The sequence below is a fragment of the Pseudomonas sp. 10C3 genome, assembly GCF_036346185.1.
Taxonomy (GTDB): domain Bacteria; phylum Pseudomonadota; class Gammaproteobacteria; order Pseudomonadales; family Pseudomonadaceae; genus Aquipseudomonas.
The window spans coordinates 179,025-195,360 of record NZ_JASJVE010000009.1 but is presented as its reverse complement, the minus strand read 5'-3'; the positions used below and the strand labels follow the sequence as shown (position 1 = coordinate 195,360).

The 16,336-nt window shown below is 59.1% G+C and carries 13 protein-coding genes; 6 read left to right on the top strand and 7 right to left on the bottom strand.

From position 1 onward, the window contains the following. Window positions 1–35 precede the first annotated feature (35 nt). The 3 genes from QN399_RS11130 to uvrD form a co-directional block, all read right to left on the bottom strand. Window positions 36–443: an SMI1/KNR4 family protein gene (locus QN399_RS11130; protein WP_322218623.1), complete on the bottom strand. Its 408-nt coding sequence runs from the start codon at window positions 441–443 to the stop codon at window positions 36–38. Window positions 444–586: 143 nt separating this feature from the next. Further along, window positions 587–1,441, bottom strand: a complete 855-nt coding sequence (locus tag QN399_RS11125) for a Tim44 domain-containing protein (RefSeq protein WP_322177046.1) — start codon at window positions 1,439–1,441, stop codon at window positions 587–589. Between the two features lie 177 nt (window positions 1,442–1,618). Next, window positions 1,619–3,802, bottom strand: a complete 2,184-nt coding sequence (gene uvrD, locus QN399_RS11120) for a DNA helicase II (RefSeq protein WP_322177045.1) — start codon at window positions 3,800–3,802, stop codon at window positions 1,619–1,621. Window positions 3,803–4,046: 244 nt separating this feature from the next. Between uvrD and QN399_RS11115 the strand changes: the two genes are divergently transcribed. From QN399_RS11115 to QN399_RS11105, 3 genes are all read left to right on the top strand, one after another. Next, the gene (locus QN399_RS11115) at window positions 4,047–6,932 is read left to right on the top strand and encodes an EAL domain-containing protein (RefSeq protein ID WP_322177044.1); all 2,886 of its coding nucleotides are present in this window, start codon (window positions 4,047–4,049) and stop codon (window positions 6,930–6,932) included. Between the two features lie 203 nt (window positions 6,933–7,135). Continuing rightward, a complete protein-coding gene (gene hexR / locus QN399_RS11110) occupies window positions 7,136–8,002 on the top strand; it encodes a transcriptional regulator HexR (protein ID WP_322182953.1) in 867 nt (288 codons plus the stop codon). 121 nt (window positions 8,003–8,123) lie between these two features. Then, the gene (locus QN399_RS11105) at window positions 8,124–8,387 is read left to right on the top strand and encodes a PA3496 family putative envelope integrity protein (protein ID WP_322183148.1); all 264 of its coding nucleotides are present in this window, start codon (window positions 8,124–8,126) and stop codon (window positions 8,385–8,387) included. Here the strand turns inward: QN399_RS11105 and QN399_RS11100 are convergent. Then, complete coding sequence (locus QN399_RS11100) at window positions 8,329–9,291, bottom strand: LysR family transcriptional regulator (RefSeq protein WP_330200933.1); 963 nt, start codon at window positions 9,289–9,291, stop codon at window positions 8,329–8,331. The two genes, QN399_RS11105 and QN399_RS11100, sit on opposite strands and share 59 nt — an antisense overlap. A gap of 191 nt (window positions 9,292–9,482) precedes the next feature. Here QN399_RS11100 and QN399_RS11095 point away from each other — a divergent pair, with 191 nt between their 5' ends. After that, window positions 9,483–10,898, top strand: a complete 1,416-nt coding sequence (locus QN399_RS11095; RefSeq protein WP_219064594.1) for an acetyl-CoA carboxylase biotin carboxylase subunit — start codon at window positions 9,483–9,485, stop codon at window positions 10,896–10,898. A gap of 11 nt (window positions 10,899–10,909) precedes the next feature. Further along, a complete protein-coding gene (gene oadA / locus QN399_RS11090; RefSeq protein WP_322218616.1) occupies window positions 10,910–12,730 on the top strand; it encodes a sodium-extruding oxaloacetate decarboxylase subunit alpha in 1,821 nt (606 codons plus the stop codon). A gap of 106 nt (window positions 12,731–12,836) precedes the next feature. On the opposite strand, the gene QN399_RS11085 is transcribed toward oadA, so the two are convergent. Genes QN399_RS11085 through QN399_RS11075 form a run of 3 tightly spaced genes read right to left on the bottom strand, consistent with a single transcriptional unit; the run spans window position 12,837 to window position 14,607 of the window. Continuing rightward, the gene (locus QN399_RS11085) at window positions 12,837–13,511 is read right to left on the bottom strand and encodes a GNAT family protein (protein WP_322177041.1); all 675 of its coding nucleotides are present in this window, start codon (window positions 13,509–13,511) and stop codon (window positions 12,837–12,839) included. Between the two features lie 15 nt (window positions 13,512–13,526). Then, entirely contained in the window at window positions 13,527–13,973 is a 447-nt protein-coding gene (locus tag QN399_RS11080; protein ID WP_322177040.1) for a GNAT family N-acetyltransferase, read from the bottom strand. 10 nt (window positions 13,974–13,983) lie between these two features. Then, window positions 13,984–14,607 (bottom strand): FMN-binding negative transcriptional regulator, encoded by a 624-nt coding sequence (locus QN399_RS11075; protein ID WP_322177039.1) that lies wholly within the window; start codon window positions 14,605–14,607, stop codon window positions 13,984–13,986. A gap of 90 nt (window positions 14,608–14,697) precedes the next feature. On the opposite strand from QN399_RS11075, the gene QN399_RS11070 reads away from it, so the two are divergent. Then, window positions 14,698–16,257 (top strand): PLP-dependent aminotransferase family protein, encoded by a 1,560-nt coding sequence (locus QN399_RS11070; protein ID WP_322177038.1) that lies wholly within the window; start codon window positions 14,698–14,700, stop codon window positions 16,255–16,257. The last annotated feature ends 79 nt before the right edge of the window (window positions 16,258–16,336 follow it).

Here is a 16,336-nt window from a genome sequence, read left to right as displayed (position 1 = left end):
TCAGCGCCGCAGTGTGCGGCGCTGAGTTGCACGTCTCAGCTTTCCAGCCAGACATCCCGGGCCCAGTGCCATACTGACTCCCAGCTTTCTTCGGTCACCAGTTCTTCTTCCGCGGACCACAGCACGACAGTGCCGTCTTCTTCGACGCAGTAATAGTCATCGCCGTTCTGACAGATCGGGATCAACTCGCGAGGCACGCCCAGATCCCACGCCGTTGCGGCAACCTCGGGCAGGTAGGTATGGGACTGCGGGTCCATGACGGTCACAGGTTCCAGGCTGCCATACACCACGTCGCTGACAGTCAGCAAAAACTCTTTGAAGACGAAGGGAATGTTGATGAACAGCTGTTCTTCGATCTCGACCAGATCATCATCTTCGGGCAACTCAAGGGGTACGGGTACCCGCTCGTTTTTTTCACGCAGTTCTTCAATAACTTCTTCCACGGCCTGGATCCTCTAACTTGATGGCGCGGGTTATACAGTAGCGTAAGGTTTTCTCAAAACAACGGTTGCCCAAAAAAAAACAAAACCCCGGTTATCCGGGGTTTTGCTTATCGGTGCAATTCGCTTGCGAGCACTGCCGAGCGTCAGCCGTTCTGGCGGATACCGGCGACCAGCCAAGGCTGGTTGTCACCCTGCGGACGTTCCATGTTCCAGCTTTCGCTGAACACTTCACCTTGGTCGAAGCGCGAAGTTTTGGACACGCCGGAGAAGGTCAAGGTCGCCACGGTTTTATCCGAGCGATCATCCAGGCCATCAAGCTGCACGGTCAGGTTGTCGATGAAGGTCGATTGGAAGCCATCACCCAGGTCTGCACGTTCCTTCTTGAGGAACTGGAGCATTTGTGGGGTGACGAATTCGGCAATCTTGTCCATTTCGTTGGCATCCCAGTGCTGTTGCAGCGACTGGAAGTGGCTGCGAGCGGCTTCGAGGAAGCGTTGTTCATTGAACCAGGCCGGTGCATTGATCACCGGAGCTGCAACCGGGGCTGCAGACGAGCCGCCGAAAACCGATGGCTGAGCCGGTTGCTCGAGGGTTTCACGCTGGAACGGCGCATGACCGGCAGGGGACATGTGCTCTTGTTGCTTGCGTCGACGCGCGGCGATGAACCGGAAGATCACGAAGCCGATGACTGCGATGATCAGGATGTCGAAGAACTGCATGCCCTGGAAGCCGCCGCCCATGAACATCGAGGCGAGCAGGCCGCCTGCCGCGAGGCCAGCCAACGGGCCGAGCCAGCGAGAAGCACCGCCAGCAGCAGCGGCAGCAGGGCGACCAGCGGCGTTAGGCGCAGCCGACGGAGAGGCCGGCGCAGCTTGACGGGATTGATGGCTGGGCGCCGAGCCGAAGCTCTTGCCGCCACCGAAGCGCGCTGCGTTGGCTTCGAGGCTCATTGTGAGCCCGATGCACAGCGCCAGAGCGATGCTTAGAAAACGTTGCATAAAGGAATTCCCATTTATGGATTGCACGCGCGCCATGTTGCACAGGAGAAATGACAATGGCTAGCGCCTAAATGTTTCTGGCTTTTGCTTGGGCCTATAACAGGCTCACAAAGAGTGGCCTGTAGGGCATATCTCTGCAGCCTCAGATATTGAGGCTGATCCTACATGTTCAGTGGCTCAGATCGCTTCCAGCTTGGCGTAGCCCATCATCAGCCATTTGCTGCCTTCTGAGAAGTTAACTTGCACCCGTGCCTGAGCGCCGGCACCTTCGAAATTGAGGATCACTCCTTCGCCAAACACCGAATGCTGAACCCGCTGTCCGAGGCTGAACTCGGTTTCCGGGATGCCGGTGCCATTGAACAGGCTGCTTGTGCCCATGTTCTGCGTGCCGCCGAACGGACGGCTGACGCTGTTGGACAGGCGCACCTCTTGAATCAGGGGTGGCGGAATCTCCCGGACGAAGCGCGAGATCTTATTGCGCGTCTCGCTGCCATATAAGCGACGGGTTTCAGCATACGTCATCACCAGTTTCTGCATGGCGCGGGTAATGCCGACATACGCCAGTCGCCGTTCTTCTTCAAGACGCCCGGGCTCTTCCAGGCTCATCTTGTGGGGGAACAGGCCTTCTTCCATGCCCACCAGGAACACGTGGGGGAATTCCAGGCCCTTGGCGCTGTGCAGCGTCATCAATTGCACGCTGTCTTCATGTTCATCGGCCTGAGTATCGCCCGACTCCAGCGACGCATGGCCAAGGAACCCGGCCAGCGGTGACAGCTCGGCGTCTTCTTCGGCATTCTCGAAGTTGCGCGCGGCGCTGACCAATTCCTCAAGGTTTTCTACCCGAGCCTGGCCTTTTTCGCCTTTCTCTTCCTTGTGGTAGGTGATCAACCCGGACTGCTCGATCACGGTTTGGGTCATCAGATGCAGGGGCATCTCCATGACTTTCGCGGTCAGATTCTCGATCAGCTCGACAAATCCACCCAGCGCTCCGGCTGCGCGGCCAGTCAGGCCTTTATTGGCGATCAGCTGGCGCATCGCTTCCCACATCGACACGTCGGCGTGACGGGCATGTTCGCGAATGGCTTCGACCGTTTTTTCGCCGATGCCGCGTGCCGGGACGTTGATCACCCGTTCCAGCGCGGCGTCGTTGCCGCGACCGTCGAGCAAGCGTAGGTAGGCCATGGCGTTCTTGATCTCGGCGCGCTCGAAGAAGCGCTGACCACCATAGATCCGGTAAGGAATCCGCTCGCGCAATAACGCTTCTTCAAGCACCCGCGATTGAGCGTTGGAGCGGTAGAGGATCGCGATGTCGCTGCGCATCAGGCCGGTCTTTAATGCGCTTTCGATGGTTTGGACCACGTAGCGCGCTTCGTCGTGTTCGTTGAACGCGGCGAACAGATTGATCGGTTCGCCATCACCGCCATCGGTCCACAGCTCTTTACCCAGGCGCCCGCTGTTGTTGACGATCAGGGCGTTGGCGGCCTTGAGAATGCTGGCGGTGGAGCGGTAGTTCTGCTCCAGACGGATGGTTTCGGCGTCAGGGAAGTCAGACGAGTACTGATGAATGTTCTCGATTTTGGCGCCGCGCCAGCCGTAAATCGATTGATCGTCATCGCCGACCACCATCAAGCTGTCGCCGCCCTGGGCCAGTAACCGTAGCCAGGCGTATTGCACGGCGTTGGTGTCCTGGAACTCGTCGACCAGTACATGCCGGAAGCGGCGCTGGTAGTGCGCCAGCAGGCCGGGATTGTCGCGCCACAGGTCCAGGGCGCGCAGTAGCAGCTCGGAGAAGTCGATGACCCCTGCGCGCTGGCAGGCGGCCTCGTAGGCTTCGTAGATCGATTTCATGGTGGTCAGGAACAGATCGCCGCTGGCCTGAATATGCTTGGGCCGCAGGCCTTCGTCTTTCTGCCCGTTGATGAACCACTGCGCCTGACGTACCGGCCAGCGCTGCTCGTCCAGCCCCAGTTCACGGATCACTCGTTTGACCAAGCGTTGCTGGTCATCACTGTCGAGGATCTGGAAGCTCTGGTTCAGTCCGGCTTCCTGCCAGTGCGCCCGCAGCAAGCGGTGCGCCAGGCCGTGGAAGGTACCGACCCACATGCCAGCCGGGTTGATCCCCATCAACTGTTCGATGCGGTGACGCATCTCGGCCGCAGCCTTGTTGGTGAAGGTTACCGAGAGGATCGAGTGTGGCGAGGCATGCTCGACCTGGATCAACCAGGCGATGCGATGCACCAGCACACGGGTTTTGCCGGAGCCAGCACCGGCGAGTACCAACTGACGACCCACGGAGGCAGCTACGGCCTGACGTTGGGCATCGTTGAGGGAGTTCAGCAGAAGGGAGAGATCATCGCGCATCGACGCATTCTAGGGTGCTGGGCTATGTCGGGCAAACCAAGCTTTGCTTAAGCCGATAAATGCCCTATCGATGACGACCGGTAAGTCAGGGCTGCACGCATGGCAGGCCGTGCCCGGGAGGTTTGAAAACAGCCCTGTGGAGCGGCCTCTTTGCGGTTTTTATGAGTCAAGGGAGTTTGGTCTGTCGAGCGGCTTGTGTATGCTCCGTCGACGTTTGGGCTCCACCATTATAAGAACACTGCCTATGACCTCCAGTCTCAGCTCCTCGGGTGCCTCAACCGCATCAGGTCGAGTTATCCGCGAGCAATTTGCCACTCAGATTGCGGTGGAACGCACACGTTTGCTTTACCAGGGTTCGCTGTTGCCCACCCTGTTCATGTTACTCAACGGTCTGGTCTGCGCCTGGTTGCTCTGGAGCCCGCAGCGTTATCTGCTGGTCGGCGTTTGGCTGGGGTGGCTGACGACGCTGGTGGGTTTACGCGTCATCCAGGTCGCGGCGTTTAACGCCGCGCCATTGTTGCGCCAGGCGCAGCCGATCTGGCGTGGGATGTTTTTGCTGGGTGCAGGCGTCAGCGGCCTGACCCTCGCCAGCGCGGCAATCGCCTTGGTCCCGGTGGATAGCTTTCAGCAGCAAGCCTGGGTGTTTGGCTTGATCGGTGCCGCGACGCTGTCGGCCAGTATTGCTTACGCGGTGAGTATCCCGGCGTTTCTGACCTTTACCTTGTCGTGCCTGTTGCCCCCGATCACCTTTCTTTTTTTGCATGGCGATGAGCAGCATGGCTGGGGCTGGCTTGGCCTGATATTACTGGTGGCGCTGATTGTCGTGGCCCTGCAGGTTAATCGCTTGATCCGTCAGGGGTTGGTTCAGCGCTTTCAGAATCAGGCGCTGATTGAGCATCTGCAGCAGGCACAGGCCCACGATGAGCAGCTCAACCATGAGTTGGCGCGGGAAATCGAACAGCGACGCAAGGCCGAGCGGGAATTGCGCGAGGCCCAGGTCGGGCTCAAAGCCCGAGTCGTCCAGCGCAGCCTTGAGCTGGATGAGGCCAATCAGGCGCTGAGCAAGAGTGAGGAGAGGCTGGCGCTGGCGCTTGAGGCCAGTGAGCTGGGCCTGTGGGACTGGAACTTGCAAACCGATGAAGTCCACCACACGCAGATCAAAGCATTGTTCGGTCTGGAACCGGAACACGTGACCGCCATGCTCAGCCACCTTAAGCCACGCATACATCGCGAAGACTTGCCGTTGATGCAACTCGCGATGATTGACCATCTGAAGGGGCATACGGACGACTATAAAGTTGCCTATCGCTTCCGGCATGGTGACGGGCGCTGGGTTTGGATCGAGGACCGTGGCCGCGCCGTGGAGCGCAGCAGCGATGGCCGGGTGATTCGCATGCTCGGTACCCGCCGCGACATCAGCGCCAGTAAACAGCTGGAAGAACAGCGCCGTTTGGCCGCCACGGTCTTCGAAGCCGCAAGCGAAGGCATTGTCATTCTTGATCCGAAATACACCCTGCTGGCGGTCAATCGGGCGTTCAGCCGAGTGACCGGCTACCCGCAGGAAGACATGAAGGGCTGCAAGGTCACTGAGCTGGCGTGCAGCCGCGATGCCCGGCGCCATTTTCAAGCGATCCATGAATCGCTGGAGCAAACCGATAGCTGGCAGGGCGAACTGGTTGAGACTCGCAAAAATGGCGAGCTGTATCCGCAATGGCTCCAATTGAACGTAGTGCGCGATGTGCGGGGTAATGTAAGCCACATTGTCGGCTTCTTCGCCGACCTGTCGGCAAGGCGCGAATTCGAAGAACGTATGCGCTATTTGAAGCACTACGATGAGTTGACCGGCCTGGCCAACCGCTCGTTGTTCAAGGAGCGCTTGCGTGAAGCCAGCCAGCGCGTGCGACAGGGCGGTAGAAGCCTGGCGTTGCTGCACATCAATCTGGATCGCTTCAAGCTGCTCAATGACAGCCTGGGCCACGAAGTCGCCGATCAACTGTTGAGGCAAGTGGCGCGGCGTCTTACCAGCGCATTGCCCGAGGCCGACACCATCGCGCGGTTATCCGGTGATGAGTTTGCGGTGTTATTCGATGCCTACGGCAACCTGTCCAGCCTGGCACGGGTCACCAGCCGCCTGCTGGCCAAATTACGGCAGCCTCTTTCGGTGGCCGGGCATGAGTTGGTGGTCAGCGCGTCAGTGGGCATCAGCCTGTTGCCAGACTCGGCCCGAGAGATCTCGGCGCTGGTCAGTCAGTCGAACATGGCCATGCAGCATGCCAAACATCTGGGCGGCAATAATTTTCAGTTCTATACCGAGAACCTGCAAGCCAGCACGCTGGAGCGTCTGCAACTGGAAAATCAGCTGCGCAAGGCGCTCGACGAGAATCAGCTGCAGGTGTTCTACCAGCCCAAGCTGTGTCTGGCGACCGGCCGTTTGAACGCGGCTGAGGCGCTGGTGCGCTGGCTGCACCCGACGATGGGCATGGTGCCGCCAGGGGACTTTATCGGGCTGGCGGAAGAGACCGGGCTGATCGGGCCGATTGGTGAATTCGTGTTACGTCAGGCCTGTTGGCAGGCGTGTGAATGGCAGCGCCAGGGGCTGGAGCCGATCAGGGTGTCAGTCAACCTTTCGGTCCATCAATTGCGTCAGGGCAAGTTGGTCAGTCTGGTCCGCCAAGTGCTTGAGGAAACCGGCTTGGCACCGCGCTACCTTGAGCTGGAATTGACTGAGAGTCAGCTGCTCGACGGCGTGGAGCACATCATCGCAACGTTCCATCAGCTGCATGAGTTGGGCGTGAAACTGGCCATCGACGACTTCGGCACTGGCTATTCGTCGTTGAGTTACCTGAAACGCTTCCCCGTGGATTACGTGAAAATCGACCAGGCGTTCATTCGTGGCTTGGGCGAAGGCACCGAAGACGCAGCCATCACCCGCGCTATCATCGCCATGGCCCATAGCCTGGAATTGAAAGTCGTCGCCGAAGGTGTGGAAAACGAGGCACAACTGAACTTCCTCAAAGCTCACGAGTGCGACGAAGTGCAGGGCTACCTTATCAGCCGTCCGGTGGATGCAGAGGCTGCGACACGGTTGTTGCGTGAGCATGGGCAGCAGACGTGGTCCCCTCCGGGCTGACGTGTCTGCGAAGGCCGCAATTCGGTGTGCCTGACGGACTGCTTTGCCTGATTCGCAGGCATGCCCGCGCTGGCATGATGAGGGCGGCGGAAAGGTTGCAGATCGTCAAACCGAGCTCGTTTAGCTGGGCGGGCCGCAGGGCATGTAGTATAACTACAAGCATGCTACATCCCGCCCAAGCCTTACTAGCCGAGTCCAGCCCTTTGAACCTGTTGCACCACATCGCCCAGTCACGCCATCTGCTGCGTAAGTCGGAACTCAAGGTTGCCGACCACGTGCTGCTTGACCCTGCGGCTGTAATGCACAGCTCCATGGCTGACCTCGCGCACAACGTGGGTATCAGCGAGCCCACCATCGTCCGCTTTTGCCGTGCCATTGGCTGTACCGGCTTTCAGGATTTGAAGCTCAAACTGGCGCAAAGCCTGGCCGCTGGTGCCAGCTTTGGTCAGTTCGCGATCCACGAAGATGATTCGGTTGCCGATTACAGCCTGAAAATCTTCGACACCACCCTGCACACGTTGATGGAGGTTCGTGAGCATCTCGATCCCCACGCGTTGCAGTTGGCGGTGACGGCGATGGCGTCGGCCCAGCGCGTAGAGTTCTACGGTTTTGGCGCATCCGGCGCGGTGGCGGCGGATGCGCAGCACAAGTTCTTCCGCTTGCTGCTGACGGCTGCGGCGTACTCCGACCCGCACATGCAGGCCATGTCGGCGGTGACACTCAAGCCCACCGACGTGGCGATCTGCATCTCCCAATCCGGACGCTCCAAAGACCTGCTGATCACTGCAAATCTGGTCCGTGAAAGTGGTGCCACGCTGGTGACCTTGTGTCCGAGCCAGACGCCATTGGCAGAGTTGGCGAGCATCAATCTGGCGATTGATGTTCACGAAGATACCGAAATCTATACGCCGCTGACCTCGCGTATTGCCCACCTGGTGGTGATCGATGTGCTGGCGATGGGCGTTGCCATGGCGCGTGGCCCGAGTCTGGTCAACCATCTTAAAAGCGTTAAACGCAGTCTGCGCAGCCTTCGCTTGTCGCCCAAGTCAGTCAAGGCGCTCGACGACTGATTGCTGGGCGTCTCGCCTTCGCAACAGCGCAAAGCTTCATCGTCCTGTCATCTTATCGCCGTGCAACCGTCATTGACGGCGATCATGCTCAAGCTCCCGCAAACGCAATGGGAGACAGGATATGCCTCGGCACTACGATGACTCGCAGCAGCAGCGCGCCACCAGCGCTACCTCCGCTAATACGTCCAAAAACACCCGGCGACAGCAGGAAGATCAGCGACGCATGGAATTCCGTCGTGCGATCGAAAGCTACTCTGAGCAGCGCAAACTGGCGCAGAAGCTTTCCGACTATTTCGAGGTGGGTGATATTGGCGAGTTTGGCTCACTTAATGTGTGGCAGACGGCCTCGGAAGGCTCCCGTCGAAACGCTCAGCAAGCTGGCTGATCTGCGCGCGTTCGGTGCGGATGAATGCAAGAAAGGCATGCGCGACCGGCGACAGCCGTTTGGCCTTGGCTTGCACCACGCACCAGCTGCGGTACAGCGGCAATTCGGCCACCGGAAGCTCGCGCAGCGTCCCGGTGACCAGCTCCAGGTTCAGAGCATGGCGAGTCAACAACGCCACGCCAAGACCGGCCACCACGCATTCGCGTTGAGCTTCAGCCGAAGAAACCTCAAGGGTTTGGGTGAAGTGCACGCGCTTCTCCTTGAAATACTCCTCGCAGGCTCTGCGCGTGCCTGAACCGGCTTCGCGGATCAGCAAGGGATAGGGTTCAAGGTCCTTCAGGGTCAATTGCTCGACCTGACACAGCGGATGATCCGACGGCGCCACCGCGACGATCGGGTTGTTGAGGAAGGGCATGAACTCCAGGCCCATGTCCTGCGGCACCATCGACATAATCGCCAGATCATCACGGTTATCCGACAGGCGCTTGATCACCTGTGCGCGATTGACCACCGTCAGGTTCAGCATCACTTCGGGGTGCTGGCGCTTAAACGCGGCAAACAGATGCGGCACGAAGTATTTGGCGCTGGATTCGATGGCCAGTTTGAGTTGCCCTTGCAGCGAGCCCTGCATGTCCGACAGCTGCATATCCAGGTTTTCCAGACGCCCAAAAATGTCTCTGCTGGCGGCTTGTAGCGCTTCGGCGGCCTCCGTCATGTACAGTTTTTTGCCGACATACTCGAACAGCGGCAGGCCAATCAGCTCTTCCAACTGACGAATTTGTAGGCTGACGGCCGGTTGTGTGAGGGCCATTTCATCGGCGGCGCGGCTATAAGACTTCAGATCACAGACTTCGTTGAACGTCCGCAATTGACGCAATGTCATACGCATCAATGACTTACGCATAGCTGACCCCCTCTGAAGATGGTTAAAAAACCAACTATAAGGTTTTACTTATGCATATCCCAACTTTTATTGATTTTTGTTAATCCTTCTTCAGGCATAGGGTAGCTATCACAATGTGGCCGCACGTAACACGCGGTTACACGCCGACCGGCCCAGCCGGTTCGTCTGTTCTAACGGTCGAGGAAACGCCAGTGATAACAAAAATCCTGATCGCCAACCGTGGTGAAATTGCTGTCCGGATCGTGCGCGCCTGCGCCGAGATGGGCATTCGCTCGGTTGCGGTCTATTCCGACGCCGACCGTCATGCCTTGCATGTCAAACGGGCTGACGAAGCGCACAGCATTGGTGCTGAACCACTCGCCGGTTATTTGAACCCACGCAAGCTGGTTAATCTCGCGGTAGAAACCGGTTGTGATGCTTTGCATCCCGGTTATGGTTTCCTTTCGGAAAACGCCGAACTGGCGGACATCTGCGCCGAACGTGGAATCAAATTCATCGGGCCGTCGGCAGAAGTCATCCGTCGCATGGGTGATAAGACCGAAGCACGCCGCAGCATGATCAAGGCCGGTGTACCGGTGACACCTGGCACTGAAGGCAACGTCGCCGATATCGCTGAAGCGCTGGTCGAAGGCGAGCGCATTGGTTACCCGGTGATGCTCAAAGCCACGTCTGGCGGCGGTGGTCGGGGTATCCGCCGCTGCAACAGCCGTGAAGAACTGGAGCAGGCGTTCCCTCGGGTGATCTCGGAAGCGACCAAGGCGTTTGGTTCTGCGGAAGTGTTTCTCGAAAAATGCATCGTCAATCCCAAGCACATCGAAGCGCAGATCCTCGGTGACAGCTTTGGCAACGTCGTGCATCTGTTCGAACGCGATTGCTCGATCCAGCGCCGTAACCAGAAGCTGATCGAAATCGCCCCCAGCCCGCAACTGACCCCGGAACAGCGCGCCTACATCGGCGACCTGTCGGTGCGTGCGGCCAAGGCTGTGGGTTATGAGAACGCTGGCACCGTGGAGTTCCTGCTCGCCGAGGGCGAGGTGTACTTCATGGAGATGAACACTCGGGTGCAGGTGGAACACACCATCACCGAAGAAATCACCGGTATCGATATCGTCCGTGAGCAGATCCGCATCGCCTCCGGCCTGCCGCTCTCGGTCAAGCAGGAAGACATTATTCACCGTGGCTTCGCCCTGCAATTCCGGATCAATGCCGAAGACCCGAAAAACAATTTCCTGCCGAGTTTCGGCAAGATCACCCGTTATTACGCGCCCGGCGGTCCTGGCGTGCGTACCGACACGGCGATCTACACCGGCTACACCATCCCGCCGTATTACGACTCGATGTGCCTGAAGCTGATCGTCTGGGCGCTGACGTGGGAAGAGGCCATGGACCGTGGCTTGCGCGCCCTGGACGACATGCGTCTGCAAGGGGTCAAGACCACCGCCGCGTACTACCAGGAAATCCTGCGTAACCCGGAATTCCGTAGCGGTCAGTTCAATACCAGCTTTGTTGAAAGCCATCCCGAACTGACCAACTACTCGATCAAGCGCAAACCCGAAGAGCTGGCTTTGGCCATCGCCGCCGCCATTGCCGCCCACGCAGGCCTGTGAGGAATACAACAATGAGCAAAAAAATCTTTGTAACCGACACCATCCTGCGTGATGCCCACCAGTCGCTGCTCGCAACCCGCATGCGTACTGAAGACATGCTGCCAATCTGCGACAAGCTCGACAAAGTCGGCTACTGGTCGCTGGAAGTCTGGGGCGGCGCCACGTTCGACGCCTGCGTTCGCTTTTTGAAGGAAGACCCGTGGGAGCGTCTGCGTCAGCTTCGCGCGGCGTTGCCCAACACCCGTCTGCAAATGCTCCTGCGCGGCCAGAACCTGCTGGGCTACCGTCACTACAGCGATGATGTGGTGCGTGCGTTCGTCGCCAAGGCGGCGGTCAATGGTATCGACGTGTTCCGCATTTTTGATGCGATGAACGACGTGCGCAACCTGCGTGTCTCCATCGAAGCGGTCAAGGCGGCGGGCAAGCACGCCCAAGGCACTATCGCTTACACCACCAGCCCGGTTCACACGATTGACGCTTTCGTGGCTCAGGCCAGACAAATGGAAGCCATGGGCTGCGACTCGGTCGCGATCAAGGACATGGCAGGCCTGCTGACACCGTATGCCACGGGCGAGCTGGTCAAGGCGCTGAAGACGGAGCTGTCGCTGCCGGTGTTCATCCACTCCCACGACACCGCTGGCCTGGCCGCGATGTGTCAGCTCAAGGCGATTGAAAACGGCGCCGATCACATCGACACCGCGATCTCCAGCTTCGCGTGGGGCACTAGCCATCCGGGTACCGAGTCGATGGTTGCTGCGCTCAAGGGCAGCGAGTTCGACACCGGTTTGAGCCTGGAGCTGTTGCAGGAAATCGGCTTGTACTTCTACGCCGTGCGTAAGAAATATCACCAGTTCGAAAGCGAATTCACCTCGGTCGACACGCGTGTGCAGGTCAATCAGGTGCCAGGCGGGATGATTTCCAACCTCGCCAACCAGCTCAAAGAGCAGGGCGCGCTGAACCGCATGGGCGAAGTACTCGCCGAAATCCCTCGCGTGCGTAAAGACCTCGGCTATCCGCCGCTGGTGACCCCGACGTCGCAGATCGTCGGCACTCAGGCATTTTTCAACGTGCTGGCTGGCGAGCGCTACAAAACCATCACCAACGAAGTGAAGCTCTACCTGCAAGGCGGCTACGGCAAGGCGCCAGGTCTGGTGGATGAAGCGCTGCGTCGTCAGGCCATCGGTAACGAAGAGCTGATCGATGTGCGTCCAGCTGACTTGCTCAAGCCGGAGATGGCCAGGCTGCGTCTGGAAATCGGCGCGGTGGCCAAGTCTGAAGAAGACGTGCTGACGTACGCCATGTTCCCGGACATTGGACGCAAATTCCTCGAAGAGCGCGAAGCCGGCACCCTGACCCCTGAAGTGTTGCTGCCGATCCCTGACGCGGGTGGCGTGAGCAGGGCGGGCGGCGAGGGTGTACCGACCGAGTTCGTGATCGATGTGCACGGCGAAAGCTACCGCGTCGACATCACTGGCGTCGGCGTCAAAGCCGAGGGCAAGCGTCATTTCTACCTGACCATCGACGGCATGCCGGAAGAAGTGGTGTTCGAGCCCCTCAACGAATTCGTCGGTGGCGGTATCGGCAAGCGCGCGCAGGCCAGCTCGCCGGGCCATGTCAGCACCACCATGCCGGGCAATATCGTGGATGTCTTGGTCAAGGAAGGCGACATCGTCAAAGCCGGCCAGGCTGTACTGATCAGCGAAGCGATGAAAATGGAGACCGAGGTACAAGCCTCCATCGCCGGCAAGGTCTTCGCGATCCACGTGGCCAAAGGCGACCGGGTCAACCCGGGCGAAATCCTGGTTGAGATCCTGGTCGAAATCGAGGGCTGATTCGATACGCGTTTAACGGTTTACTCTGGGGGGAGCACATGTGGCTCCCCTTTTTTTTCGGCTTTTTTTACTGACCGGGTTGGTTTCACTTGCCCGCAATGAGCTTTCACCGTTCCCGGAAGCTCTCCAGCGTTCTCACTTGCTGCCCATCCCGGAAGTTATCCACCGCCAGCCAGCTTTCAAACGCTGCCTGGAGTGCCAGCCATTCGTTATCGGTGATCGAGTACCAGGTGGTGTCGCGGTTCCGGTCTTTGATGACCATGTGCTGACGGAACGTGCCTTCAAAGGTGAAGCCGAAGCGCTCAGCGGCTCGTTTGGAGCGCTGATTATCGTCGTTACATTTCCACTCCAGGCGCCGATTGCCCAGAGCAAACGCGGCCTTGGCCAACAAGTAAATCGTCTCGGTACCCTTGGGCGTGCGCTGCATGGCGGCGCCAAACGTGACATGACCGATTTCGATCCGGCCATGGGCGGGGACGATGGACATCAGGCTCAGGCAGCCGTCGACAATGCCTGTCTGCTGATTGACCACGCTGTAGAACCACGGATCAGTGTCGGCGGCGTGGCGACTCAGCCATGCATCGAATTCGCTTCGCTCAAAAAACGGCCCATAGGGCAAATAGTCCCACAGCGCCGGGTCCGAGGTTGGGCCTTGGAGTGCAGTCCATAGATCGTCGCCGTGGCGCACAGGGTCGAGTTTTTCCAGGCGGATGAAGCGGCCATGCAGCGTGCTTTTGTCCGGGAGCGTCGCGGGTTGCCAGTGCAGTTCAGTGGTGGGCATGAGCAGGTTCCAGTCCTAGAGTGCTTTGCGAAATTGGATGAAGCCAGGACGTTCGGCGATGCGTTCATACAGCTGAATCGCCCTGGCATTGGTTTCGTGGGTCAACCAATGAACCTTGTCACAACCGGCTTCACGCGCCGTGGTGTAGACGAATTCGATCAACTGTCGTCCGACGCCGGTGCCGCGCTGCTCCGGCACTACGATCAAGTCCTGCAGGTAACAGGCATTTTTGATGCTCCAGTTGGAGCGATGGTAGATGAAGTGGACCATGCCGACGGCTTTGCCATCGTTCCAGGCCAGCGCGGCATGGGTCGGCTCGCTGGGGTCGAGAATGCGCTGCCAGGTGCTTTCAGTGACGCTGTCGGCGAGTTCAGTGTTGTAAAACTTCAGGTACGCCTTCCACAGCGGTAGCCATGCAGTGTGATCGTTCGGGGTGACAGAGCGGATCTGAATAGCGGTCACAGGTTTCTCCTTAGCGCATCAATCGGGCGATTTCGTTGTCATTGGGCGCGGAGCTCGCGGCAAGGCCATCACGCACGCCGGCAATATCGGGAGCGTTGCGGTTCTGGGTGAGCTTGCGTTTGCCTTCCAGTCGGCTGATAGGCACTGCAAAACCGACGATAGCGCCGAGCATCTTGTCGATGTAGTCGGCAGGTGCGTCCTCCAGCGTCCAGGGTTTGGCGCGACCTGCTTCATGCTTCTCTGTCAGCGCGCGAACCAGATCGCGCAGGCGATGGGCGTCATGAAACACCTCGGCAGGCCCGTAAGCGTGGACCGCGAGGTAATTCCAGGTCGGGACCGCTTGGCCGTGTTCAGCCTTGCTCGGGTAAAACGACGGACTGACGTAAGCGTCCGGGCCAGGGAAAATCAGCAAGGCCTCGGTGCCGCTCTCCATCTCCTGCCATTGCGGGTTGGCTTTGGCCAAGTGCCCATGCAGGGTTCCATAAGGCCCTTGCTCAGGGCTGAGCAACAGCGGGATGTGGTTGGCCAGGAGACCGCGTGCGCCATGGGTCACGAGAATGCCCAAGCGCGTGCCTTCGATTTGCTGATGAAGGGTTGAAAGGTCGTCTTCGTTGAATGCGCGAGGTATGTACATAAAGCTTTTCCTTGGCTGATGGCTAAATCCTAGGCAGGCTATTGGTTGGTTGTAAGAGCCATTCCACGTCAATTTAGTAGGGCCAATGTCATGTCCGCCAGCGCGCTGTCTTTTCCGTTCAACCCTGCGGGTATCGAACTTGATCGTCGTCGCGGGCTAAGCCGGCAGCTGTATCAACTCTTGCGCCAGCGGATTCTCGACGGTGGTCTGAGCAGTGGCACGCGTCTGCCGGCTACTCGCGACCTGGCGACGTCGCTGTCCATTTCGCGCAACAGCGTGATGCGCGCCTATGACCAGCTCTACGCCGAGGGTTTCATCGAAGGCCGTATCGGGGATGGCACTTACGTTGCGCAATTACCGACAAAGCCGAGTGCAACGAAGCGCACATCAAATTACTTATCCACAAAACCATCCACAGGGTTGTTAACAGGCTTACCCACAGGTTTATCCACAAACACACCCGAAATGCCTGGTTTTTTACCCAATAAAGTTATCCACAGCCCAGCGCTCAACCTTCTGCAACAGCATCATTTACCCCAGCCAAAGGGCGATGCGCCGCGAGCCTTTCGGGTCGGTGTGCCAGCGTTTGACCTGTTCCCGTTCGGTGTTTGGGGTAAGTTACACGCGGCTTTCTGGCGAAAGCCGGATCTTGGGACGCTGGGGTACGGCGAGCCGGCCGGGGATTGGCGCCTGCGTGAATTGATTTCAGCGTATTTGCGCAGTTCGCGTGGTCTGCACTGCAGCGCTGAGCAAATAGTGATCACCAGTGGCGCACAGCAAGCGATCAGCCTTTGTGCACAGCTGCTGTTGGCGCCGGGTGATGCGGTCGCGGTGGAGAATCCCGGCTACCGCGCGGCCGGTCATGCGTTTGCCATCGCCGGTGCGCGCTTGCACGGTATCGCAGTGGATAACGAGGGCATGCAGTGCACTTCGCTGTCGCAAGGTGATTACACACTGGCCTACGTCACCCCGTCGCACCAATACCCCACGGGCGTGACGATGAGCCTGGCACGGCGCCTGGAGTTGTTGGCCTGGGCCGAGCGCACCCAAGGCTGGATCGTCGAGGACGATTACGACGGCGAGTACCGTTATAGCGGTGCGCCCCTGGCGCCCTTGGCGGCACTGGATCGGCACGGGCGTGTTTTGTATGTCGGCACCTTTGGCAAGATCGCCTTTCCGGCGTTGCGCTTGGGGTATCTGGTGCTGCCGTTGGGATTGGTGAGTGCGTTCGGTCAACGGCGGGCGTTGGACATGCGGCACTCCGAAGTCAGTACGCAGGCTGTAATGGCTGAATTCATTGCTGCCGGGCATTTCCAGCGACACATCCGGCGCATGCGCCGTGCGGCTCTGAGTCGTCGCGATGCGCTGTTGGCAGGCTGGCCTGAAGACGTGCCTGGGTGCGGGGCGATGCCCAAAGTGGTGGCGGGGCTGCATGTCGCCGTGCCCGTGGACAGCCTGGCGCGCGAGCGTGAACTGGTGGCCAAGGCTGCAGGTGTAGGCGTCGAAATCAACCCGCTGAGCGACTATTGGTTGCCAGACTCAAGCGCGCCCGTGGATAACCGGGCAGGCTTGGTATTGGGGTTTGCGGCGGTGCCTGAACCCGGTATTCACGAGGCGCTGGCCAAGTTGCGGCACGCCTGGAAGGCGTAAGTTCGACAAGCCTTACGTGCTTCCTGTATGCGAATGGTGTGATGCTGTATGTCAGCCATACCGCATCACGAGCAAGCCC